Below are 20,650 nucleotides of genomic sequence, written 5' to 3'. Positions count from 1 at the left end.
GGCGCGTTCTAGAGCGTCTGCAGCGTCACCAGCGTGATCCGCAGGGCCTCGCCGTCACCTTCCGTCTCGATGCGGACCCGCTGCCCGGGGCGCAGCAGCCTCAGGCCGCCCGCGTCGAACGCCGGGGCGTCGAAGGGGACGGGGGTGCCGTCGTCCAGGAGGACGCTGCCGGAGCGGGTGGCTTCGTCGTAGGTGTAAGCGGTGGCCTGCATGGTTGCAACCCTACGACGGGTTGTGGTTCGGGTGCGGTGCGATGAGCAGACGTGCAGCGGCCGCCGTCGTTCGCGGGCCCACGCCCAGGGCCAGTGCGGCCCGCAGATCCTCGCCGGTGTCCACGTCCTGGCGTACGGAATCCACCTCGTCGATGCACAGTTCCGCTGCCCCCGACTCACGATGGCGGGCCCGGGAATCCTCGCCGAATGCCGGCCGCAATTCATGTCCGGGGGCAGCGGCCAGCAGAGTGGTGCCGATTGCCGCGGCGTCCGGGAGAAAAGCGCGGGGGAATTCCGCCGCCGCGTCCAGGACGCGGGCCAATTCCAGCGGGCGCAGAGCGGGGAGATCGGCGTTCAGGGCCGCCACGGGGCTTTCGGGACGGGATGACCGTACGACTGCCGCCGCGTGTGCCAGTGCCGCGTTCAGGCCGCCGCCGGGCTCGTCAGGGACGATGTGCGCGCCAAGTGCGCCCAGCTCGCGGCCTGCCAGCGTGTCGCCCGTGACGACTGCCACATCCTTCACCGCCGGGCAGGCCAGCGCCGCCACCACGGTGTCCTGGGCGAATGCGAGGGCCAGGCCGGGGCGCAGCCCGTCCGAGGCGGTGTCCGAGAGCCTGCTCTTCGCCCGCGCCAAGGGTTTCAGGGGTATGACCAAGGTCCACTGCACGCGCGTTCCGTCCCTCTCTAGTCGCGGCCATTGTCACTCAGCCGTCACCGGGGCCATCTGGCAGCCGCGGCAATGGGAGGGGTACGAAGCTCCATGCAAGGGTGGGGGCGGGAGACGGGCGGGCGTACGGTGTTCTCGACAGACTGGCGGCCTGGGGCGACACTTGTGCGGCTCCCGGGTCCGATGTCCTTGATTCCTAGAGGAAGGTGCTCCGCGTGCCCCGCCGCAGAATCGGCTTCTGGTACCGCTTCGCCGCGGTGCTCTGCAAACCGCCGCTGGTGGTTCTGATCAAGCGGGACTGGCGTGGAATGGAGCACATTCCGGCCGAGGGCGGATTTATCACCGCGGTGAACCACAATTCGCACATCGATCCCTTCGCGTACGCGCACTTTCAGTACAACACCGGCCGGGTTCCGCGATTCCTGGCGAAGAGCGGGCTTTTCAAGAAGGGATTCGTCGGCGCCGCGATGCGCGGTACCGGCCAGATCCCCGTCTACCGGGAGACCACGGACGCGCTGAGCGCCTTCCGCGCCGCGATCGACGCCGTGGAGCGCGGTGAATGCGTGGCGTTCTATCCCGAGGGCACCATCACCCGGGACCCGAACCAGTGGCCCATGACGGGCAAGACCGGTGCCGCCCGCGTCGCCCTGCAGACCAAGTGCCCGGTGATCCCCGTAGCGCAGTGGGGCGCCAACGAGTTGCTGCCGCCGTACGCCAAGAAGGCCGATGTCTTTCCGCGCAAGACCCACCGGGTGCTCGCGGGTCCGCCGGTCGACCTCGCGCGCTTCTACGACAAGGAGATGACCCCGGAGTTGCTGAAGGAGGCGACCGAGGTCATCATGGCCGCCGTCACTCGCCAGCTGGAGGAGATCCGCGGCGAGAAGGCACCCGAGACGCCGTACGATCCGCGTCAGGAGCGCATCGACCAGCGGCGCCGGACCGCCGCGCAGAACCGGCAGACGCCGGTGCAGCCCAAGGCCGGGCAGGAAGAGGGGCAGGGCACGTGAGCAAGCCCGTCAAGGCGGCCGTCATGGGCACCGGATCGTGGGGCACCGCCTTCGGCATGGTCCTCGCCGACGCGGGCTGCGAGGTGACCCTGTGGGCCCGCCGTCCCGAACTCGCGGAAGCGGTCAACTCCACCCGTACGAACCCCGACTACCTCCCCGGTGTCGAGCTCCCGGAGAACCTGCGGGCGACGCCCGACGCCGCCGAGGCCGCGGACGGCGCCGACTTCACCGTTCTCGCGATCCCCTCGCAGACGCTGCGCGGCAACCTCGCCGAGTGGACACCGCTCCTCGCGCCCGGCACGGTCCTCGTCTCGCTGATGAAGGGTGTCGAACTCGGCTCCGCGATGCGGATGAGCGAGGTCATCGACGATGTCGCCAAGGTCGGTTCGGACCGGATCGCCGTGGTCACGGGACCGAACCTCGCCCGTGAGATCGCCGCGCGGATGCCCGCCGCGGCCGTCGTCGCCTGCACCGACGAGGCCGTCGCCCAGCGCCTCCAGGCCGCCTGTCACACGCCGTACTTCAGGCCGTACACCGAGACCGACGTGGTGGGCTGTGAGCTGGGCGGTGCCGTGAAGAACGTCATCGGGCTCGCCGTCGGCATCGCGGACGGCATGGGGCTCGGCGACAATGCCAAGGGCTCGCTCATCACGCGCGGCCTCGCCGAGACCGCGCGGCTCGGAGTCCGGCTGGGCGCCGACCCGATGACGTTCGCCGGACTCGCCGGCCTCGGCGACCTGGTGGCGACCTGCTCCTCGCCGCTGTCGCGCAACCACACCTTCGGCACGAACCTCGGCAAGGGCATGACCCTGCAGGAGACCATCGCGGTCACCAAGCAGACCGCCGAGGGCGTCAAGTCCTGTGAGTCTGTGCTGGATCTGGCCCGCCGGCACGGCGTCGACATGCCCATCACGGAGACGGTCGTCGGCATCGTGCATGAGGGCAAGCCGCCCGTGGTCGCCCTGAAGGAGCTCATGTCGCGCAGCGCGAAGCCCGAGCGACGCTAGGCGCTGCGCTGGGGGTACCGGGCGGGTTTGTTGTCCGGGTGCGGCCCGGTGGGGGCTGGTCGCGCAGTTCCCCGCGCCCCCAGAAAGGGACGCTGCGCGAACCGCCAGCCGTCAACGGACGCTGACTCCGGCCCCTACCACCGGGTACCCTCAACGCGATATGAGCACCGAGAACCTCCCCCAGAGCCCTGACCAGCAGCCGCGCAAGCCGCGCGTGGCCGTCGTGTTCGGCGGCCGCAGCTCCGAGCACGGGATCTCCATGGTCACCGCCGGCGCCGTACTGCGTGCGATCGACCGGACGAAGTACGACGTCCTGCCGATCGGCATCACGCAGAGCGGCCGCTGGGTGCTCACGGCCGACGAACCGGAGCGCATGGCGATCACCGAGCGCCGTACGCCCAACGTCGAGGAGCTGGCCGAGTCGAGCGAGGGTGGCGTGGTGCTCCCCGTCGACCCGGCGAACCGCGAAGTCGTCTACACCGAGCCCGGATCGGTCCCCAAGGCGCTGGGCGAGATCGACGTCGTCTTCCCGGTGCTCCACGGGCCCTACGGTGAGGACGGGACCCTCCAGGGCCTCCTGGAGCTCTCCGGGGTGCCGTACGTGGGCGCGGGAGTGCTCGCCTCGGCCGTCGGCCAGGACAAGGAGTACATGAAGCGGGTGTTCACCTCGTTCGGGCTCAAGGTGGGCCCGTATGTGGTGATCCGGCCCCGCGAATGGGAGCGGGACGAGTCCGCCGCCCGCAAGAAGATCATCGACCTCGCCGGCGAGCACGGCTGGCCCCTCTTCGTGAAGCCCGCGCGTGCGGGTTCGTCGATCGGCATCACCAAGGTCGAGGACCTGTCCGGCCTGGACGAGGCGATCGCCGAGGCCCAGCGGCACGACCCGAAGATCCTCGTCGAGGCGGCCCTGCGCGGCCGTGAGATCGAGTGCGGGGTGCTGGAGTTCGAGGAAGGCCCGCGCGCCTCCGTCCCCGCCGAGATCCCGCCGCCGGACGCGCACGCGTACTACGACTTCGAGGCCAAGTACATCGACTCGACGCCGGGGATCGTGCCGGCGCCGCTGACGCCGGAGGAGACGGCGGAGGTCCAGCGCCTGGCGGTGGACGCCTTCGAGGCGGCTTCGTGCGAGGGGCTGGTGCGGGCGGACTTCTTCCTCACCGAGGACGGGGAGTTCGTGATCAACGAGATCAACACGATGCCCGGTTTCACGCCGATCTCGATGTACCCGCAGATGTGGCAGGCGAGCGGGATCAGCTACCCGGACCTGGTGGACCGGCTGATCGAGGCGGCTCTGCGCAGGTCGACGGGTCTGCGGTAGGAGCCGGACGGTTCCGGTCCGTTCCCGTCAAACCGGTACAGCTCAGTTGGCGATCCCCTCGGGGATCGCCTTCTTGATGGCCGGGGCCAAATCGATCAGCACACCCGAGCTGTCCCGGCCCTCCGGCACGCTGACCTCGACATACGCGAGACGACTGGCGGTCGTGAACCGGTACTCGCCGCCGTCCTGCTTCTCCATCAGCCACTTGACGTCTTCCACGCCACCGGCCACCGCGTCCGGATCCCGGCCCTCGGCCACCTTCGGATCGACCATCTTCGGCGGCTGCGGTACACCGCACCGCAGTATGATCGCCGAGTCCCCCCAGCCCGCGGTCAGCGTGGACGCGGGCGAGGGGTCCTCACGGCTCTCACCGTCCACCTTGGCCGGCAGCACCTTGTCGAGGTTCCGGCACAGTTGCCCGGCCTTCGCGCCGGGGCTGGGAACCGCCGCCGACGCGCTGCCGTCTGCTGATGAGCAGCCCGCTGCGGTGATCAGCAGGACGAGCGCGGGCAGCCCGAGGACAGAAATGTGCCGGTGACGGAAAGAGTTCACCGGCCAAGGGTAGACGGGGGCTACAGATGGACTACGGGGCAGGTCAGGGTGCGGGTGATGCCGTCCACCTGCTGGACCTTGGCGACCACCAGACGACCCAGCTCGTCGACGGTGTCGGCCTGGGCGCGCACGATGACGTCGTACGGTCCTGTGACGTCCTCGGCCTGGATGACTCCAGGGATCTTGCTGATCGTCTCGGCGACGGTCGACGCTTTGCCGACCTCCGTCTGGATCAGGATGTACGCCTGTACCACGGAACCTCCAGGGCGGCCACGAGGATCATGTGGGGAAAAGGAACGCCACGGTATCGCGTCGCCGCTCGCCGCGGGGAGACCTGCGGTGGCCGGGGCTTGCGCGCCGGGGTGCAGGCACGACAGAAGTTGACGTACACGTCGACCGTAGCGAGGACAGTAGTGACGCGCGACCGGGTGCGAACAGGGACAGAAGGGGCGTAAGGGCAATGAAGGGCACTGTTGGTGAGCTCGGCGAGTTCGGGCTCATCAGGGAGCTCACCTCCCGTCTGACCACCACCCCGGCGGTCCGGGTCGGCCCCGGCGACGACGCCGCGGTGGTGGCCGCGCCCGACCGCAGGGTGGTCGCCAGCACCGACATCCTGCTGGAGGGGCGGCACTTCCGCCGCGACTGGTCCACGGCGTACGACGTGGGCCGCAAGGCCGCCGCGCAGAACCTCGCGGACATCGCCGCCATGGGCGCGGTGCCGACGGCCCTGCTGCTCGGCCTGGTGGTCCCCGCCGAACTCCCGGTGACCTGGCCGACCGAGCTGATGGACGGCCTGCGCGACGAGTGCCAGGTCGCGGGTGCCTCCGTGGTCGGCGGGGACGTCGTACGGGGCGACACGATCATGGTGTCGATCACCGCGCTCGGCGATCTGCGCAACCAGGAGCCGGTGACCCGGGCGGGCGCGCAGCCCGGCGACCTCGTCGCCGTGACGGGCTGGCTGGGCTGGTCCGCGGCCGGATACGCCGTGCTCGCCCGCGGTTTCCGCTCGCCGCGCGCCTTCGTCGAGGCACACCGGCGCCCCGAGCCTCCGTATCACGCGGGTCCGGCCGCCGCCGGGCTCGGCGCGACCGCGATGTGCGACGTGAGCGACGGGCTGATCGCCGACCTCGGCCACATCGCCGAGGCCAGCAAGGTCCGTATCGACATCCGCTCGGGCGCGATCGACATCCCCTCCCAGATGAACGACATCGGGCAGGCCGTCGGTGTCGATCCCATGCAGTGGGTGCTGACCGGGGGAGAGGACCACGCGATCGTGGCGACCTTCCCGCCGGATGTGAAGCTGCCGGCCCGCTGGAAGGTCATCGGCGAGGTCCTCAACCCCTCGGCGCTGCCCCAGGTGACGGTGGACGGGGCACCGTGGACCCGCAAGGGCGGCTGGGACCACTTCGGAGGGGACATCGAGTCATGATCGCCAACGTCCTTACGGTCGCCGGCTCCGACTCCGGCGGCGGCGCGGGCATCCAGGCCGACCTGAAGACGATGCTCGCACTCGGCGTGCACGGCATGAGCGTGATCACCGCTGTCACCGCCCAGAACTCCCTTGGTGTGCAGGGCGCTTGGGAGCTGCCTGTGGAGGCGGTACGGGCCCAGTACCGCAGCGTCGTCGACGACATCGGCGTACAGGCGATCAAGACGGGCATGCTCGCGTCGGCCGAACTCGTCGAGACGGTGGCCGAATTGATCGCCGGCACCGACGTGCCGGCCGTGATCGACCCGGTGGGCGTGTCCAAGCACGGCGACTCGCTGCTGGCGGCGTCCGCGCTGGACTCCGTACGCACGAAGCTGCTGCCGGTGGCGACCGTGGCGACCCCGAACCTCGACGAGGTGGCTCAACTCACCGGAGTGCACGTCGAGGCGGAGGACGACCTCAGGCGGGCCGCGGCGGCCGTGCTGGCCTACGGGCCGCGGTGGGTCGTGGTGAAGGGCGGCCATCTCGCCGGCGACGCCGTGGACCTCCTCACCGACGGCTCCGAGGAGCACTGGCTGCGGGCTCCGCGCCACGACAACCGCCACACCCACGGCACGGGCTGCACCCTCGCCTCCGCGATCGCGTCGCACCTCGCGAAGGGGCTGTCGGTGCCGGATGCGGTGGCGGCCGCCAAGGAGTACGTCACGGGCGCCATCGCCGCCGGGTTCGCACTCGGCGGGGGGATCGGGCCCGTGGATCACGGCTGGGCGCTCACGCGGGGTACCACGGCCCGTTGACGCCGCGGGGAACCTTGCCTCGCGTACGGCGAAAAGGCCGGTCCACGGGCATGCAAAAAGCCGGTCCACCCTGCGGTGGACCGGCTTACTGCAGCGAACCAGCTGTGGCCGCGCGCTTTAGCTGTGCGTCAGCGCGAGACCTTGCCGGCCTTGATGCACGAGGTGCAGGCGTTCACGCGCTTCGGCGTCCCGCCGACCACGGTACGCACGCGCTGGATGTTCGGGTTCCAGCGACGGGACGTACGGCGGTGCGAGTGCGAGATGTTGTTGCCGAAGCCCGGCCCCTTGCCGCAGACGTCGCAGTTGGCAGCCACGGGTCACTCCAAAGACTTCAGATGCTCTTACGGATAATCCCGGCATGCCGGGATCGAGATCTACGATGAGAGATCTGAGTGGCGCTGCCAGGGGAACGGCCCGATTTTCATCGGGCAACCGGAGCAGCATACAACGACTGCGCCAGTCCAACGAAACTACCATGCCTGATCAGGGGCCCGCTCCCGGCCCGCTTCCGGCGCGCACCGTCCCTGGGTCTACGCTGCGTGCCACGGTCGGCAGCTCAAGGAGGCGCAGGTGGCGCAGGTGCCGCAGACATTCTTCGATGCTCTCGCGGTGCGCACCTGGTGCGGCCTCGCGCTCGACTCACTCGGCCGGGCACGTGAGGAGATCGACGCGATCAACGTCTATCCCGTGGCCGACGGGGACACCGGGACGAACCTGTACTTGACGGTGGAGTCGGCGGTCGCGGCGGTGGAGGCCGTGTTCGCCGCGTACGACGTCGGCAAGCCCACCCTGGCGGACGCCGCCCGAGCGATGGCGCACGGGGCCCTGATCGGCGCCCGGGGCAACTCCGGGACGATCCTCGCCCAGCTGCTGCGTGGCATGGCTCAGGTGCTCGCCGCCGAGGGTGAGTCGGCTCACACCGATGGCACCGGTCTCCGCCTCGCCCTGCGGCAGGCCGCGGACGCCGCCCGCCAGGCCGTGGCCCACCCCGTCGAGGGAACCGTCCTCACGGTCGCCTCGGCGGCCGCCGACGCGGCCGACGGGGCCGAGCACGACGACTGCGGGGCCGTCGCGCGGGCCGCGTACGAGGGCGCGCGCGTGGCGTTGGCCGAGACGCCCGGGCAACTGGCGGTCCTGGAGCGGGCGGGGGTCGTCGACGCCGGCGGGCGGGGGCTGCTGGCGGTGCTGGGCGCGCTGGTGGAGACGTTCACGGGTGAGGCGGCGGCCCCGGTGGCCCACCAGGCCTCCGGAATGCACGCGCGCGTGCAGAGCGGTTCACCCGGTGACGAGACCTCCCTCGCCGACGTCGAGGACTGCACCGACGCCGCCGGGGCGGACGCGCCCGCATTCGAGGTGATCTACCTGCTGGAGGCCGAGGACGCGGCCGTGGCGCGGCTGCGGGGGCGGCTCGACGCCCTTGGGGACTCGCTCGTGATCGTCGGCGGTGACGGGCTGTGGAACGTGCACGTGCACGTCGACGACGCCGGGGCCGCTGTGGAGGCCGGTGTCGAGGCGGGGCGGCCGTACCGGATCCGCATCACCCATTTCGGTGCCGGGGACGTGCACACCACCGGTGCCGAGCGGCCGCCCCGGGAGCGGGCCCAGCGTGCCGTCGTCGCCGTCGTGCCCGGCGAGGGCCTGGCCGGGCTGTACAGCGAGGCCGGCGCGACCACGGTCCTCGCGCGCCCGGGGGAGCCGCCCGCGAGCGGGGAGCTCGTGCAGGCCGTACGGCGTGCCCACGCGCGTGAGGTCGTGCTGCTGCCCAACGACGCCGAACTCCGCCACACCGCCGCCGCGGCGGCCGAGCAGGCCCGCACGGAAGGCATCCGCGTGGCACTGATCCCCACCCGCTCCGCGGTCCAGGGCATCGCGGCGCTCGCCGTGCACGAGCCGGACCGCCGCTTCGACGAGGACGTCGTGTCGATGACCTCGGCGGCCGGCGCGACCCGCTATGCCGAGGTCGCCGTCGCCGAGCGCCAGTCCTGGACCATGGCCGGCATCTGCCAGGCCGGCGACGTCCTCGGCCTCATCGACGGCGACGTGGCCGTGATCGGGACGGACGTCACGACCACCGCCGGGACGGTCCTCGACCGCATGCTCTCGGCCGGCGGTGAACTCGTCACCCTCGTCCTCGGCGACGAGGCGCCCGAGACGATCGCCGAGCACCTCGAAGCACGCGTGCGTGAGTCGTATCTCGCCGTCGACACCGTGGTGTACCGGGGCGGGCGGCAGGGAGCGCTGCTGCTCATCGGCGTGGAGTAGGCCACGCCCGAAGGGGCCCGCCCGGCCGGGGCTACGCCCTGTCCTGCTCCGCGTCGGCCTGCTCCTGCACCACCTGGAGCATCTGCCCGGCCTCCGCCCGCCGCTCCTGCGCCGCCTCGTCGTCCTCGTCGTGGCCGTCGTACGCCACCAGCACCGCACGCGCGCGTGCCGCGGCCTCGGCCGGGCGGCTCAGGTCGGCCTCCAGCCAGCCCGCGGCGAGTTCGGCGCCGGTGCGGCTGTGCAGGGCGTCCTCGCCGAGGAAGCCGAACACCGCGACGGCCCGCGTCATCTGGGACAGGGCCTCCTCCAGCGCGGTCCGGATCGACTCGTCCTCGGCGTCCTCCGTGGCCGACCGGGCGAGCAGGTCACCGAACTGCCGGTGGGTCTGGCCGAGTTCGGCGCTCAGTCGTTCGCGCGCCTCGTCGTCCTCGACGGCCTCCAGTGCCGCCCCGCACTCCTCGACCGCGCTCGCCATCAACCGGGACGCGGTATCCGCCCCGTCCTCCCCGTCCTCCACCCGCAGCGCCAGCCACGCGCGGGCACGCAGGGAGCGGACCAGGCCGTGCACATTGCCGAGGGTGCGCCACAGCGCACCCGCGCGCGCGTACGCCTGGTCCGCCTCGCCGTGCAGGCCCGCGTGGCCGAGGGACTCGGCGGCGAGGTGGGCCAGCGTGGCGTGGTCGTGCTGCTCGGGCCAGTGCCGGGCGATCTCGGCCGCCTGCAACCGGCGTTCGGCCGCCTCGCGGTGCTCGCCGAGCTCGCTCAGGCAGTCGCCGAGCCACCACTGCGTCTGGACGACCGCGCCGTCGCCGTGGGTCTCGGCGGTCAGGTCGGGCAGCGCCGACTCCAGCACCTCGGCGGCCTCGGCGAACCGTCCCTGCCGCAGCAGGAACCCGCCCAGCTGCTGCCGCGCCCAAGCGCCCAGCGTCCGGCTCTCGCCCGCCTCGTCGGCCCAGTGCGCGGCCTCCAGGGCGTGTTCGGCAGCCTCCTCGGACAGCCCACGGCCGCCGAGCACCTCGGCCAGCTGAAGATGCAGCTGGGCCCGCCCCGTCGCCTCCAGGTGCGGCCCGCCGTGCTCCAGGGCCGCCCGCAGCGCCCGCTCGGCCTCCGCGGTGTCGCCGAGATGGTGCGCGAGTCCGGCCAGCCGGGCCTCGTACTCCACCGCGAACCACGGCAGCCCGGCCCCGACGAACTCCGCCGAAGCCCGCGCGAACAGCTCCGCGGCTCCCTCCACGTCCCCGGTGAGCGCCGCCAGCTCCGCGAGCATCGCCTGCGCCTCCGCGGCCCGCGAAGCCAGCCGTACGTCGTCCCCTGCCCGCCCGTCGACGAGCGCGAGCACCTCACGGGCGGCGGTCTCCGCGTTGGCGAGAACAGCCTCCGGCACCGCGTCGTCCGCCTCGTGCACCCGCCGCATCAGAATCCGCGCCCGGCTCATCAGCACGGCCGCCGTCTGGCGTACGCCCGTGCCGTCCTCGGCGTACAGCGCGAGAACCCGGTCGTACAGGTCGGCGATCGCCGTGAGGGCCTGCGGCACCTCGCCCGTGAGAGCGCCTACGTACGCGCCACGCGCGCGTGCCGCCAGCGCCTCCCCGGGGTCGCCCGCCGCCGCGTACAGCTCGGCGGCCTCCTCGAAGAGTGGGATGCCCTCGGGGCCCAGGTCCATCGCCCGGTGGTCCACGATCTCCGCGCGGTCGAGGGCGTGCAGCTCGACGCCCTCGGCGGCGCGGGAGACGGCGGCCCAGGCCTCGATGGCGTTGGGCTGCAGGGTGTCCGACAGCCGCCGTGCCTCGGCGAGCAGCGCGGGCAGGCCGGCCTCCGTGTCGGCCCCTTCGGAACCGCCGGGTGCGGCGGCCGCAGCCGGTGCGGGCATCGCCACCGCCTTCGGGCGGGCAGCCGTACGCACCCCCAGCGGCAGCCGCTCCACCAGTGGCCGCTGTTCCATACGCGCGCGTGCCCGCTCGCTGACGTGCTCCGTGCCGTTGCGCCCGTCGAAGCCCGCCGCCAGCGCGAGGGCCTGCGCACGCGCGTGTGCGGCCAGCTCACCGGCGGTCCAGTCGCGGCCCGCCGGCCCCGGAACCCGCTGCTCGGACAGCCCCAGCTCGGTGAGGCGGTCCATGAGCAGGGCCACGACCGCCATGAACTCCAGCTTGCTGCGCGGATGTCCGGCGTCCGTGAAGTAGGGGGGCCGCTCCGCGAGCAGCTCCAGGCCGCGCGCCTCGTTGCCGGTCAGCACACAGAACTCGACGTGGTCCGCGTAGGCGCCACGCATGCTCTCCATGGCCCGTACGAGCCTGAAGCCCCGCAGATGGTTGGCGCGGGCCTCGTCCACGCGGCCCAGGCGCAGCAGCGGCGTCAGGGAGGACGCGAGGACCGTGTGCGGCTCGTGGGCGCAGGCGAACTCGCCCTCCAGGACCGGCGCCCACAACTCCAGCGCTTCCGTGTCCCGGCCCCGCTCGGACTGCCACCAGCCCTGCCCGTGCAGCTCGCACGCGTGGCAGTCGGCCATGCTGTCCCGGTCGGCGGCCAGCCAGGCGCCGTAGGCCCGCTCGGCCCGCGTCACGTCCCCGACATGCGCGGCCACACTGAACTCGGCGCTGCGCACGGCCCGTTCGGAGTGCCCGGCGAGCCGGTAGCGGTGCTCCATCTCGCCGAGCCACTTCTCGATCGAGGCGAGCGGGATGTGCGGCTGGTCGAGCATGCCGGACGACATCCACTTGAAGACCCAGTGCAGCGAGTGCGTCTCGTACTCGTCGAAGTCCTCGGGCCGCTCGTCCCACATGCGCAGCAGACGCGCGAAGGGGACGAACATCTTGTCCTTCTCGGAGCTGTAGTTGTAGACCTTCAGCTGGTGTCCGAGCGCCTCGATCACGGCGAGCGGGATGCCCAGCTTCTCGGCCTCGGCGAGCAGCTGCTCCGCGCGTGCGTTGCGGGCGGGACCCTCCGGCTCCTCGGAGTTCTCCGCCATCGCCCGGCGCAGCGAGTCGAAGTCAGTGACGCCGCTCATCGGCGGCCCTCCTCGCCGTTCGTGGCCCACTCCAGCAGGCCGATGAAGGCCCGGTTCAGCAGTGCGGAGTCCGCCGGCCTGAGCGGGCGCTGCGCCATCAGCAGGGCCTGCCCGTAGAGGGACTCGGTGGCTGTGCCGATCAGCTCCGGATCGCCCAGTGAACTGATCCGCCGGATCAGCGGGTTGAGGTGGTTGAGCACCAGACGCGCGCGTGGCGCGCTGCCGCGCAGCGAGCCGAGGATGCCCGCCCACAGGTCGTCGGCCTGCTCCTCGGCCTCCGCGCGCGCCTGCTCGTGCCGGGCCGCCCGGTCGTCGAGGTGCAGCGCGGGCACGGACAGCGGATGGAAGGCGCGCAGGACGACGTCACAGCCCAGCGGGTCGAGCTTCGCCCGCGCGGCCGCCAGGAAGCCCGCGAGGGCCAGCTCCTCGGCCGGGTCGACCGAGTCCAGATGGGCGGTCACGGTGTCCGCGTCGAGCTCGGCGACGACCGTCCCCGGCCGCACCGACGGCAGCGCCTCGACGAGCTCGCTGTCATACGTGTAACCGCCGTTGATCACCCCGACGCCCTGCGCGGACGCGATCGGCGCGACCTGCCGGTACTCCTCTACGGTCCGCGTGAAGTGCACCACCGGGTGCCGCTGCGCGAACTCCTCCAGGGACAGCCGCCCGTCGGTCGTCTCGAAGGGCAGCCACGGCAGCATCGTGCGCAGCATCTCCTTGTCGTGCCGCGCCAGCGACTTCACGCCCAGATGGTGCACGGACAGGAACGCCGCCAGCCGTTCCGGATCACCGGCCGCCAGCCCCGTCAGCCAGGACCGAATCCTTTCGCCGAGCGCTTCCCGTACGCCCGCCAGCGTCTCGTCCTCGTACAGCGACTCGCGCGAGGCCGTCGGTCGCAGGCTGTCGGTGTCCAGGACGCAGCGCACGAAGAACGCCCAGTCGGGCAGCAGCTGTTCGGCGCGCTCGGTCAGCAGCATGCCCTTGAGGTGGACGCGATGGCCGGCCCGCTGGGCGGGGCTGACCGCCGACGGAAGGACGTACGCCACGCCACGGATCCCCGCGAGCGGCACGTCCAGCTCGATCGAGTCCAGCGGCGTGAAGCCGAACAGGTCGTGACAGTGCCGGGCCAGGGCCACCCTGCGGTTGGCGGGGGAGGGGTAGGGCCGGTCCCAGGGCGCGGGCAGGTCGGTGACCGCCTCGTCGCCGACCCGGACGTCGTACGGCAGCAGCGAGCCGAAGTCCCGCGCCAGTGCCAGCACCCGGTCCTGCGCCAGCCACTCGCCGGCCCCTGCGCGCGCCACCAGGTGCACGGTGGTGCCCGGTTCGGCGCGGGCGTCGTCCGGCAGCGTCCGCACGGTGTACGAACCGTCGTCCGTCGCCGTCCACTCCACGGGCGCCGCGTCCGGCGTACGGGCGCTGCGGCTGACCACCCGGATGCGCTCGGCGACCACGAAACAGGCCAGCAGACCGATGCCGAACTGACCGAGGAAGTCGGACCGGGCCTCCTGAAGCCCCTCGGCACGCTTGGAGCTACGGCCGATGGTGGCGAGGAGGTTGTGCACGTCCGCCTCGGTCAGCCCGACTCCGGAGTCCTCGACGCGCAGGGCGCCCGACTCGGCGTACAGCCGGACCTTGGCGGGTGCGCCCGGCTCTTCGGCGCGTCTGGCGGTGATGGCGTCGACCGCGTTCTGCAGCAGCTCGCGAAGGTAGACCTTCGGGCTGGAGTAGAGGTGATGAGAGAGCAGGTCCACCAGACCGCGAAGGTCGACCTGGAACGTATGAGGTGACTGGGACGGCTGAGGTGCCTGGGATGACTGTGAGGTCTGGGAGTCCATCGTCGCTGCGCCGGTGGGGGGACTTCGCGACGGCGCGGGGTCGGGCGGTCCCGGTGAGGCGGTGACCGCGAAAGGATGGCCGGAGCGCGCCATCCTAGGGCCGAAACGAACCGTCTGACCAGGGCTTTCCGGGACGTTTACCCGGACTGCCGCGCTGACCTCTACGGCATTGTCAGTGCCGTGGTGTGGAATGGATCTCGTGCCCGCACTGGAAGAACCACTGAAGAAGGTGCTCGGCCCTCCCACCGCGAAGGTGATGGCCGAGCACCTCGGCCTGCACACCGTCGGCGACCTTCTGCACCACTACCCGCGCAGATACGAGGAGCGCGGCCAGCTCACCCACCTCGCCGACCTCCCCATGGACGAGCACGTCACGGTGGTCGCCATGGTCGCCGACGCGCGCCTGCACACCTTCGCCTCCAGCAAGGCCCCGCGCGGCAAGGGCCAGCGCCTGGAAGTCACGATCACCGACGGCAGCGGCCGGCTCCAACTGGTCTTCTTCGGCAACGGCGTTCACAAGCCCCACAAGGAGCTCCTGCCGGGCACCCGCGCGATGTTCGCGGGCAAGGTCTCCGTCTTCAACCGCCGCCTCCAACTGGCGCACCCGGCATACGAGTTGCTGCGCGGTGACTCGGAGGAAGCGGTCGAGACGTGGGCCGGCGCCCTCATCCCGATCTACCCCGCCACCGCCAAGCTGGAGTCCTGGAAGATCGGCAAGGCCATCCAGACGGTCCTGCCCAGCGCCCAGGAGGCGGTCGACCCCGTCCCGGCCACTCTCCGCGAGGGCCGCGGCCTGGTTCCCCTCCCCGAAGCGCTCCTCAAGATCCATCGCCCCCACACCAAGGCGGACATCGAGGACGCCCGCTCCCGCCTCAAGTGGGACGAGGCCTTCGTCCTCCAGGTGGCCTTGGCCCGCCGCCGTCACGCCGACGCCCAACTCCCGGCGGTCGCCCGCAAACCCAAGCCCGACGGCCTCCTGACCGCCTTCGACGACCGGCTCCCCTTCACCCTCACGGAGGGCCAGCAGAAGGTCTCGAAGGAGATCTTCGACGACTTGGCCACCGAGCATCCGATGCACCGGCTGCTTCAGGGAGAGGTCGGTTCGGGGAAGACGATGGTCGCGTTGCGCGCCATGCTCACCGTCGTCGACGCGGGCGGGCAGGCCGCCATGCTCGCGCCCACCGAAGTGCTCGCCCAGCAGCATCACCGGTCGATCGTCGAGATGATGGGAGAGCTCGCCGAGGGCGGAATGCTGGGCGGGGCGGAGCAGGCCACGAAGGTGGTCGTGCTGACCGGGTCCATGGGCGCCGCCGCCCGCCGGCAGGCGCTGCTCGATCTCGTCACCGGCGAGGCCGGGATCGTCATCGGCACACACGCGCTGATCGAGGACAAGGTGCAGTTCCACGACCTGGGCCTGGTCGTCGTCGACGAACAGCACCGGTTCGGCGTGGAGCAGCGCGACGCCCTGCGCAGCAAGGGCAAGCAGCCGCCCCACCTCCTGGTCATGACGGCCACCCCCATCCCGCGCACCGTCGCCATGACCGTCTTCGGCGACCTGGAGACCTCGGTCCTCGACCAGCTCCCGGCCGGCCGCTCTCCGATCGCCAGCCATGTCGTCCCGGCCGCCGACAAGCCCCACTTCCTGGCCCGCGCGTGGGAACGCGTGCGCGAGGAGGTGGGCAATGGCCATCAGGCGTACGTCGTCTGCCCCCGCATCGGGGACGAGGAGGACGACCCGAAGAAGGCCGGCAAGAAGAAGTCCCCGGAGGACGAGGCGGAGAAGCGCCCGCCGCTCGCCGTCCTGGACGTGGCGGACCAGCTCGGCAAGGGGCCTCTCCAGGGCCTCGAGGTCGAGGTCCTGCACGGTCGTATGCACCCCGACGACAAGGACGCCGTGATGCGCCGGTTCGCCGCCGGCGAGACCGACGTCCTGGTCGCCACGACGGTCATCGAGGTCGGCGTGAACGTCCCCAACGCCACCGCGATGGTGATCATGGACGCCGACCGCTTCGGCGTCTCTCAGCTCCACCAGCTGCGCGGCCGGGTCGGCCGGGGCACCGCCCCCGGCCTCTGCCTCCTGGTCACGGAGATGCCGGAGGCCAGCGCGGCCCGCCAGCGCCTCAACGCCGTCGCCGCCACCCTCGACGGCTTCGAACTCTCCCGCATCGACCTGGAACAGCGCCGCGAGGGCGACGTCCTGGGCCAGGCCCAGTCCGGGGCACGCTCCTCGCTGCGCGTCCTGGCCGTCATCGAGGACGAGGAGATCATCGCCGAGGCACGGGACGAGGCGACGGCGCTGGTGGCGGCAGATCCGGAGTTGGAGCACCTCCCGGGTCTGCGCACCGCCTTGGACGCGCTCCTGGACGAGGAGAGGGAACAGTACTTGGAGAAGGGGTGAGGGATGCCGACCCCTGGGCGCGGGGCTGTATGGACCATGCGGCTACCGCCGCGGGGGCACGACCAGCCACACTGAACCCAAAGCCGCTCACACCCAAGGACCAAAGATGACCCGCGTGATCGCCGGCGCAGCCGGCGGACGTCGTCTAGCCGTGCCGCCAGGCACGGGAACCCGGCCAACATCAGACCGCGCACGCGAAGGTCTCTTCTCCACCTGGCAGTCCCTCCTCGGCGGCCCGCTGGAAGGCGAACGCGTCCTCGACCTCTACGCCGGTTCGGGCGCCGTCGGCCTGGAGGCGCTCTCCCGCGGCGCCGGGCACACCCTCCTGGTCGAGGCCGACGCCCGAGCCGCCAGGGTCGTCCGCGAGAACGTGAAGAGCCTCGGACTCCCCGGCGCCGAGGTCAGGTCGGGCAAAGCCGAACAGATCATCCAGACCCCGGCGCCGGCCGAGCCGTACGACCTCGTCTTCCTCGATCCCCCGTACGCCGTCTCTGACGACGATCTTCGGGAGATTCTCCTCACACTCCGCTCGGGGGGCTGGCTCGCGGCCCAAGCGCTCGTCACCGTGGAGCGCAGCACCAGAGGCGGAGAGTTCCGGTGGCCGGACGGTTTCGAAGGGATCCGGGCCCGTCGTTACGGCGAGGGAACGTTTTGGTACGGTCGCGCCGCCTCAACGTGCGAAGACGCACGATGACCGGACCCGAGAGCGAGGGATCACAAGTGCGCCGCGCTGTATGTCCCGGGTCGTTCGACCCGATCACCAACGGACACCTCGACATCATTTCCCGCGCCTCAAGGCTGTATGACGAGGTCTACGTCGCCGTCATGATCAACAAGGCCAAGAAGGGCCTGCTCGAGGTGGACGAGCGGCTCGACCTGATCCGCCAGGTCACGGCCGAGTACGGCAATGTCCGCGTCGAGGCCTTCCACGGCCTCCTCGTCGACTTCTGCAAGCAGCGCGACATCCCGGCCATCGTCAAGGGCCTGCGTGCCGTCAGCGACTTCGACTACGAGCTGCAGATGGCCCAGATGAACATCGGCCTGTCGGGCGTGGAGACGCTCTTCGTGCCGACCAACCCCACCTACAGCTTCCTGTCCTCCTCCCTGGTCAAGGAGGTGGCGACCTGGGGCGGCGACGTCTCCCACCTCGTGCCGCCGGTGGTTCTGGAGGCCCTCAACAAGCGCCTGCGCAAGGACTGATGGGGCTACAGTCGTCCCGTCCGTCTCCATCACAGCAGTAGAGAGTGGCGAGCACACGGTGGACGTGCAGAAGAAGCTCGACGAGATCGTCTCCTCGGTCTCGGGTGCCCGGTCGATGCCCATGTCGGCCTCGTGCGTGGTCAACCGCGCGGATCTGCTCTCGATGCTGGAAGAGGTCCGTGCGGCCCTGCCCGGCTCCCTCGCCCAGGCCCAGGAGCTGATCGGCGGCCGTGAGCAGATGGTCGAGCAGGCCCGCCAGGAGGCCGACCGGATCATCCAGGGCGCGCACGCCGAGCGCGGTTCGCTGATCTCCGACACCGAGGTCGCCCGCCGCTCCCAGGCCGAGGCCGACCGCATCCTCGCCGAGGCCCGCAAGGACGCCGAGGACATCCGCGCGGAGGCCGACGACTACGTCGACTCCAAGCTCGCCAACTTCGAGGTCGTCCTCACCAAGACCCTCGGCTCCGTCGGCCGGGGCCGCGAGAAGCTCCTCGGCACCGGACCCGGCACCGACGAGCACGGCTACGAGGACGAGGACGCCCCCGAGCGCAGCCACGACCCGGAGACCCTGCGCCGCAACGCCGACGGATACGTCGACGTGAAGCTGGGCGCCTTCGAGGCGGTCCTGGCCAAGACCCTGGAGGCGGTCGGCCGCGGCCGGCAGAAGCTGCACGGCCGTATCGCCAGCGACGACCTCGGCGCCCTCTCCGACGACACCAGCACCGTCCAGCACTCCAGCGACGCCGACTACCTCGCCGACCTCGCCGCGCTCGCGGAGCAGGACGCCGCGGCGGCTCCGCCGGCGCCGGCCGAGCAGCCCGCCGTACCGGCACAGCAGCAGTACGACCAGCAGGCCGTACAGCCCGCGTACGGCTATCAGCAGCAGACCGCGGACCCGTACGCCGGCTATCAGCAGCAGTACGCGGCCCAGCAGGATCCTTACGGCTACCAGCAGGCCGATCCCTACGCCTACCAGGGCTACGACCCCCAGCAGGCGGCCTACGACCCGCACCAGGCCCAGCACGCCCAGCAGCAGGTCCCGCAGCAGGCCGCGCAGGGCGGCCAGGGTTACGCCCTCGACGAGACCAGTCTCTTCGACACGAGCATGATCAGCGCGGAGCAGTTGCGGGCCTACGAGCAGGGGCGCGGACAGTAAGAAGCCACCGGATTGGGCCGTGAGCGAAAGGTCCAGTATCCTGGCTCTTCGGTCGCGTGTACGTCCGCGATCAACGCTGCCCGGGAACATCCAAGGGCAGTAACCCCCTGAGCTCAGCAGATCGAAAGCAGGAATGGCGTGACAGCCCGCCTCGACCACCGCAACCCTCTCGTGTTCGACACGCACGAGCTGGGTCGGCGGCCCGGTGCGCTGCAGCGCCTGACCCGCACGGTCGACGCCCCCAAGGATCTCGGTATCCAGAAGGTCATCGGAGTGCCGGAAGGTGCCCCGGTTGAGCTCGAACTCCGACTCGAGTCGGTCATGGAAGGTGTGCTTGTCACAGGCACCGGCCGTGCACAGGCCGAGGGGGAGTGCGTAAGGTGTCTGGAGCCGCTTCAGCTCGACGTCGAAGCGGAATTCCAGGAGATGTTCTCGTACCCTGACGCCGACGACCGGGGCCGTCACAGCACGGAACCCGGCGACGACGCCGAGGACGACGAGGACAGGCTCTTTCTCGAGGACGGCTTGTTCGACCTCGAACCAGTGCTGCGTGATGCGGTGGTGCTCGCACTGCCGATGCAGCCGGTGTGCCAGGACGACTGCCCTGGACTGTGCGCCGAGTGCGGAGCACGTCTCGCGGACGACCCGGACCACCACCACGACGCCGTCGACATCCGTTGGGCGGCACTGCAGGGACTCGCCGAGACCATGACGGACGGCGAGAAGGACGAGATGAGCGGCGCCGAAGCGGGCGTCGACGAGAAGCAGGAGAAGTAGCCGTGGCTGTTCCGAAGCGGAAGATGTCGCGCAGCAACACGCGCCACCGCCGGTCGCAGTGGAAGGCTGCGGTCACCCCCCTGGTTGCGTGCGAGCGCTGCCACGAGCCCAAGCAGCAGCACATTGCGTGCCCGTCTTGCGGCACCTACAACAAGCGCCAGGTCCTCGAGGTCTGAGCGGCTGGTGAGAGGCACTGTGTCCACTGCCAAGAAGGCGGAAGACGCCAAGGCGGACCCACACGCCCGTAAGAAGGCGGACAACCAGGCCTCGTCCCACACGCTGTTGGAAGGGCGGCTCGGGTACAAGCTCGAGTCCGCCCTTCTGGTGCGTGCGCTGACCCACCGTTCGTACGCGTACGAGAACGGCGGCCTGCCCACCAACGAGCGCCTGGAGTTCCTCGGGGACTCCGTTCTCGGCCTCGTTGTCACGGACACGCTGTACCGCACCCACCCCGACCTGCCTGAAGGCCAACTGGCCAAGCTGCGGGCCGCGGTGGTCAACTCGCGCGCACTGGCGGAGGTCAGCCGCGGGCTCGACCTGGGCTCCTTCATCCGGCTCGGCCGCGGTGAAGAGGGCACGGGCGGCCGGGACAAGGCGTCCATCCTTGCCGACACCCTGGAAGCGGTGATCGGCGCGGTCTATCTCGACCAGGGCCTGGACTCGGCGGCGGAGCTGGTGCACCGCCTGTTCGATCCCCTGATCGAGAAGTCCTCGAACCTCGGAGCCGGCCTGGACTGGAAGACCAGTCTCCAGGAGCTCACCGCGACCGAGGGGCTCGGCGTGCCCGAGTACCTGGTCACGGAGACCGGCCCCGACCACGAGAAGACCTTTACTGCTGCCGCCCGCGTCGGAGGCGTCTCGTACGGCACCGGCACCGGCCGCAGCAAGAAGGAGGCGGAGCAGCAGGCCGCGGAATCCGCGTGGCGGGCCATCAAGGCCGCCGCGGACGAGCGCGCCCGCAAGTCGGCGGCCGATGCCGCCGAGCCCGACGCAGATGCGTCGTCGGCCTCCGCCTGACCGAACAGCGCG

The 20,650-nt window shown here is 71.1% G+C and carries 20 protein-coding genes; 13 read left to right on the top strand and 7 right to left on the bottom strand.

The annotated features are described in order from the left end of the window. Nucleotides 1-8: 8 nt before the first annotated feature. Together ACZ7M7_RS34005 and cofC are read right to left on the bottom strand one after the other, a co-directional pair. On the bottom strand, nt 9-212 hold the full coding sequence (locus ACZ7M7_RS34005; RefSeq protein WP_369273633.1) for a hypothetical protein: 204 nt from the start codon (nt 210-212) through the stop codon (nt 9-11). Between the two features lie 10 nt (nt 213-222). Further along, nucleotides 223-879 carry a 2-phospho-L-lactate guanylyltransferase gene (cofC, locus tag ACZ7M7_RS34000; RefSeq protein ID WP_472123660.1) on the bottom strand — a complete coding sequence of 219 codons (657 nt, stop codon included), beginning with the start codon at nt 877-879 and terminating at the stop codon, nt 223-225. Between the two features lie 215 nt (nt 880-1,094). Between cofC and ACZ7M7_RS33995 the strand changes: the two genes are divergently transcribed. The 3 genes from ACZ7M7_RS33995 to ACZ7M7_RS33985 all read left to right on the top strand — a co-directional run bounded on the left by ACZ7M7_RS33995 (nt 1,095) and on the right by ACZ7M7_RS33985 (nt 4,211). After that, entirely contained in the window at nt 1,095-1,886 is a 792-nt protein-coding gene (locus tag ACZ7M7_RS33995) for a lysophospholipid acyltransferase family protein (protein ID WP_383607439.1), read from the top strand. Then, on the top strand, nt 1,883-2,893 hold the full coding sequence (locus ACZ7M7_RS33990; RefSeq protein ID WP_383607438.1) for an NAD(P)H-dependent glycerol-3-phosphate dehydrogenase: 1,011 nt from the start codon (nt 1,883-1,885) through the stop codon (nt 2,891-2,893). The genes ACZ7M7_RS33995 and ACZ7M7_RS33990 overlap by 4 nt, the downstream gene beginning before the upstream one ends. A gap of 160 nt (nt 2,894-3,053) precedes the next feature. Next, nucleotides 3,054-4,211, top strand: a complete 1,158-nt coding sequence (locus ACZ7M7_RS33985; protein ID WP_383607437.1) for a D-alanine--D-alanine ligase family protein — start codon at nt 3,054-3,056, stop codon at nt 4,209-4,211. Between the two features lie 42 nt (nt 4,212-4,253). Here ACZ7M7_RS33985 and ACZ7M7_RS33980 read toward each other — a convergent pair whose 3' ends face one another. Then, the gene (locus ACZ7M7_RS33980; protein ID WP_472123657.1) at nt 4,254-4,763 is read right to left on the bottom strand and encodes a DUF3515 domain-containing protein; all 510 of its coding nucleotides are present in this window, start codon (nt 4,761-4,763) and stop codon (nt 4,254-4,256) included. Between the two features lie 20 nt (nt 4,764-4,783). Further along, nucleotides 4,784-5,017 carry an Lrp/AsnC family transcriptional regulator gene (locus ACZ7M7_RS33975; protein ID WP_383243292.1) on the bottom strand — a complete coding sequence of 78 codons (234 nt, stop codon included), beginning with the start codon at nt 5,015-5,017 and terminating at the stop codon, nt 4,784-4,786. A 206-nt stretch (nt 5,018-5,223) separates the two neighbouring features. Between ACZ7M7_RS33975 and ACZ7M7_RS33970 the strand changes: the two genes are divergently transcribed. Together ACZ7M7_RS33970 and thiD are read left to right on the top strand one after the other, a co-directional pair. Beyond that, nucleotides 5,224-6,192: a thiamine-phosphate kinase gene (locus ACZ7M7_RS33970; RefSeq protein ID WP_328422982.1), complete on the top strand. Its 969-nt coding sequence runs from the start codon at nt 5,224-5,226 to the stop codon at nt 6,190-6,192. Continuing rightward, complete coding sequence (gene thiD / locus ACZ7M7_RS33965; protein WP_451172551.1) at nt 6,189-6,989, top strand: bifunctional hydroxymethylpyrimidine kinase/phosphomethylpyrimidine kinase; 801 nt, start codon at nt 6,189-6,191, stop codon at nt 6,987-6,989. The genes ACZ7M7_RS33970 and thiD overlap by 4 nt, the downstream gene beginning before the upstream one ends. Nucleotides 6,990-7,117: 128 nt before the next feature. Here the strand turns inward: thiD and rpmB are convergent, their stop codons facing one another. After that, nucleotides 7,118-7,303, bottom strand: coding sequence for a 50S ribosomal protein L28 (gene rpmB, locus ACZ7M7_RS33960; RefSeq protein ID WP_003993230.1), 186 nt, complete (start codon nt 7,301-7,303; stop codon nt 7,118-7,120). Nucleotides 7,304-7,559: 256 nt separating this feature from the next. Between rpmB and ACZ7M7_RS33955 the strand changes: the two genes are divergently transcribed. Beyond that, on the top strand, nt 7,560-9,251 hold the full coding sequence (locus ACZ7M7_RS33955; protein ID WP_472123654.1) for a DAK2 domain-containing protein: 1,692 nt from the start codon (nt 7,560-7,562) through the stop codon (nt 9,249-9,251). A gap of 31 nt (nt 9,252-9,282) precedes the next feature. Here ACZ7M7_RS33955 and ACZ7M7_RS33950 read toward each other — a convergent pair whose 3' ends face one another. Both ACZ7M7_RS33950 and ACZ7M7_RS33945 read right to left on the bottom strand, forming a co-directional pair. After that, nucleotides 9,283-12,255 (bottom strand): tetratricopeptide repeat protein, encoded by a 2,973-nt coding sequence (locus tag ACZ7M7_RS33950; RefSeq protein WP_472123651.1) that lies wholly within the window; start codon nt 12,253-12,255, stop codon nt 9,283-9,285. Next, nucleotides 12,252-14,090, bottom strand: coding sequence for an HSP90 family protein (locus ACZ7M7_RS33945; protein ID WP_451172543.1), 1,839 nt, complete (start codon nt 14,088-14,090; stop codon nt 12,252-12,254). The genes ACZ7M7_RS33950 and ACZ7M7_RS33945 overlap by 4 nt, the downstream gene beginning before the upstream one ends. Nucleotides 14,091-14,280: 190 nt before the next feature. Here ACZ7M7_RS33945 and recG point away from each other — a divergent pair, with 190 nt between their 5' ends. The 7 genes from recG to rnc all read left to right on the top strand — a co-directional run bounded on the left by recG (nt 14,281) and on the right by rnc (nt 20,638). Continuing rightward, nucleotides 14,281-16,488, top strand: a complete 2,208-nt coding sequence (recG, locus tag ACZ7M7_RS33940; RefSeq protein ID WP_472123648.1) for an ATP-dependent DNA helicase RecG — start codon at nt 14,281-14,283, stop codon at nt 16,486-16,488. A gap of 106 nt (nt 16,489-16,594) precedes the next feature. Further along, nucleotides 16,595-17,182: a 16S rRNA (guanine(966)-N(2))-methyltransferase RsmD gene (gene rsmD / locus ACZ7M7_RS33935; protein WP_383607430.1), complete on the top strand. Its 588-nt coding sequence runs from the start codon at nt 16,595-16,597 to the stop codon at nt 17,180-17,182. A gap of 26 nt (nt 17,183-17,208) precedes the next feature. After that, a complete protein-coding gene (coaD, locus tag ACZ7M7_RS33930) occupies nt 17,209-17,688 on the top strand; it encodes a pantetheine-phosphate adenylyltransferase (RefSeq protein WP_328422970.1) in 480 nt (159 codons plus the stop codon). 58 nt (nt 17,689-17,746) lie between these two features. Continuing rightward, nucleotides 17,747-18,844: an ATP synthase F0 subunit B gene (locus ACZ7M7_RS33925; RefSeq protein ID WP_383607429.1), complete on the top strand. Its 1,098-nt coding sequence runs from the start codon at nt 17,747-17,749 to the stop codon at nt 18,842-18,844. A 138-nt stretch (nt 18,845-18,982) separates the two neighbouring features. After that, nucleotides 18,983-19,621: a YceD family protein gene (locus ACZ7M7_RS33920; RefSeq protein ID WP_472123644.1), complete on the top strand. Its 639-nt coding sequence runs from the start codon at nt 18,983-18,985 to the stop codon at nt 19,619-19,621. A 2-nt stretch (nt 19,622-19,623) separates the two neighbouring features. Further along, on the top strand, nt 19,624-19,797 hold the full coding sequence (gene rpmF / locus ACZ7M7_RS33915; RefSeq protein WP_015657589.1) for a 50S ribosomal protein L32: 174 nt from the start codon (nt 19,624-19,626) through the stop codon (nt 19,795-19,797). Between the two features lie 7 nt (nt 19,798-19,804). After that, nucleotides 19,805-20,638 carry a ribonuclease III gene (rnc, locus tag ACZ7M7_RS33910; RefSeq protein ID WP_328878962.1) on the top strand — a complete coding sequence of 278 codons (834 nt, stop codon included), beginning with the start codon at nt 19,805-19,807 and terminating at the stop codon, nt 20,636-20,638. Nucleotides 20,639-20,650 lie beyond the last annotated feature (12 nt).

The organism is Streptomyces sp. NPDC111606 (genome assembly GCF_055656945.1).
Note: the sequence above shows the minus strand (reverse complement) of the source record. Positions and strands in the feature narration are given on the sequence as shown.

What these genes read in the sequence shown, in the direction of transcription:
- ACZ7M7_RS34005 (WP_369273633.1), bottom strand. Translation starts at nt 212, where the DNA reads ATGCAGGCCACCGCTTACACCTACGACGAAGCCACCCGCTCCGGCAGC.
- ACZ7M7_RS33985 (WP_383607437.1), top strand. Translation starts at nt 3,054, where the DNA reads ATGAGCACCGAGAACCTCCCCCAGAGCCCTGACCAGCAGCCGCGCAAG.
- ACZ7M7_RS33970 (WP_328422982.1), top strand. Translation starts at nt 5,224, where the DNA reads ATGAAGGGCACTGTTGGTGAGCTCGGCGAGTTCGGGCTCATCAGGGAG.
- thiD (WP_451172551.1), top strand. Translation starts at nt 6,189, where the DNA reads ATGATCGCCAACGTCCTTACGGTCGCCGGCTCCGACTCCGGCGGCGGC.
- ACZ7M7_RS33950 (WP_472123651.1), bottom strand. Translation starts at nt 12,255, where the DNA reads ATGAGCGGCGTCACTGACTTCGACTCGCTGCGCCGGGCGATGGCGGAG.
- ACZ7M7_RS33945 (WP_451172543.1), bottom strand. Translation starts at nt 14,090, where the DNA reads ATGGACTCCCAGACCTCACAGTCATCCCAGGCACCTCAGCCGTCCCAG.
- recG (WP_472123648.1), top strand. Translation starts at nt 14,281, where the DNA reads ATGGATCTCGTGCCCGCACTGGAAGAACCACTGAAGAAGGTGCTCGGC.
- rsmD (WP_383607430.1), top strand. Translation starts at nt 16,595, where the DNA reads ATGACCCGCGTGATCGCCGGCGCAGCCGGCGGACGTCGTCTAGCCGTG.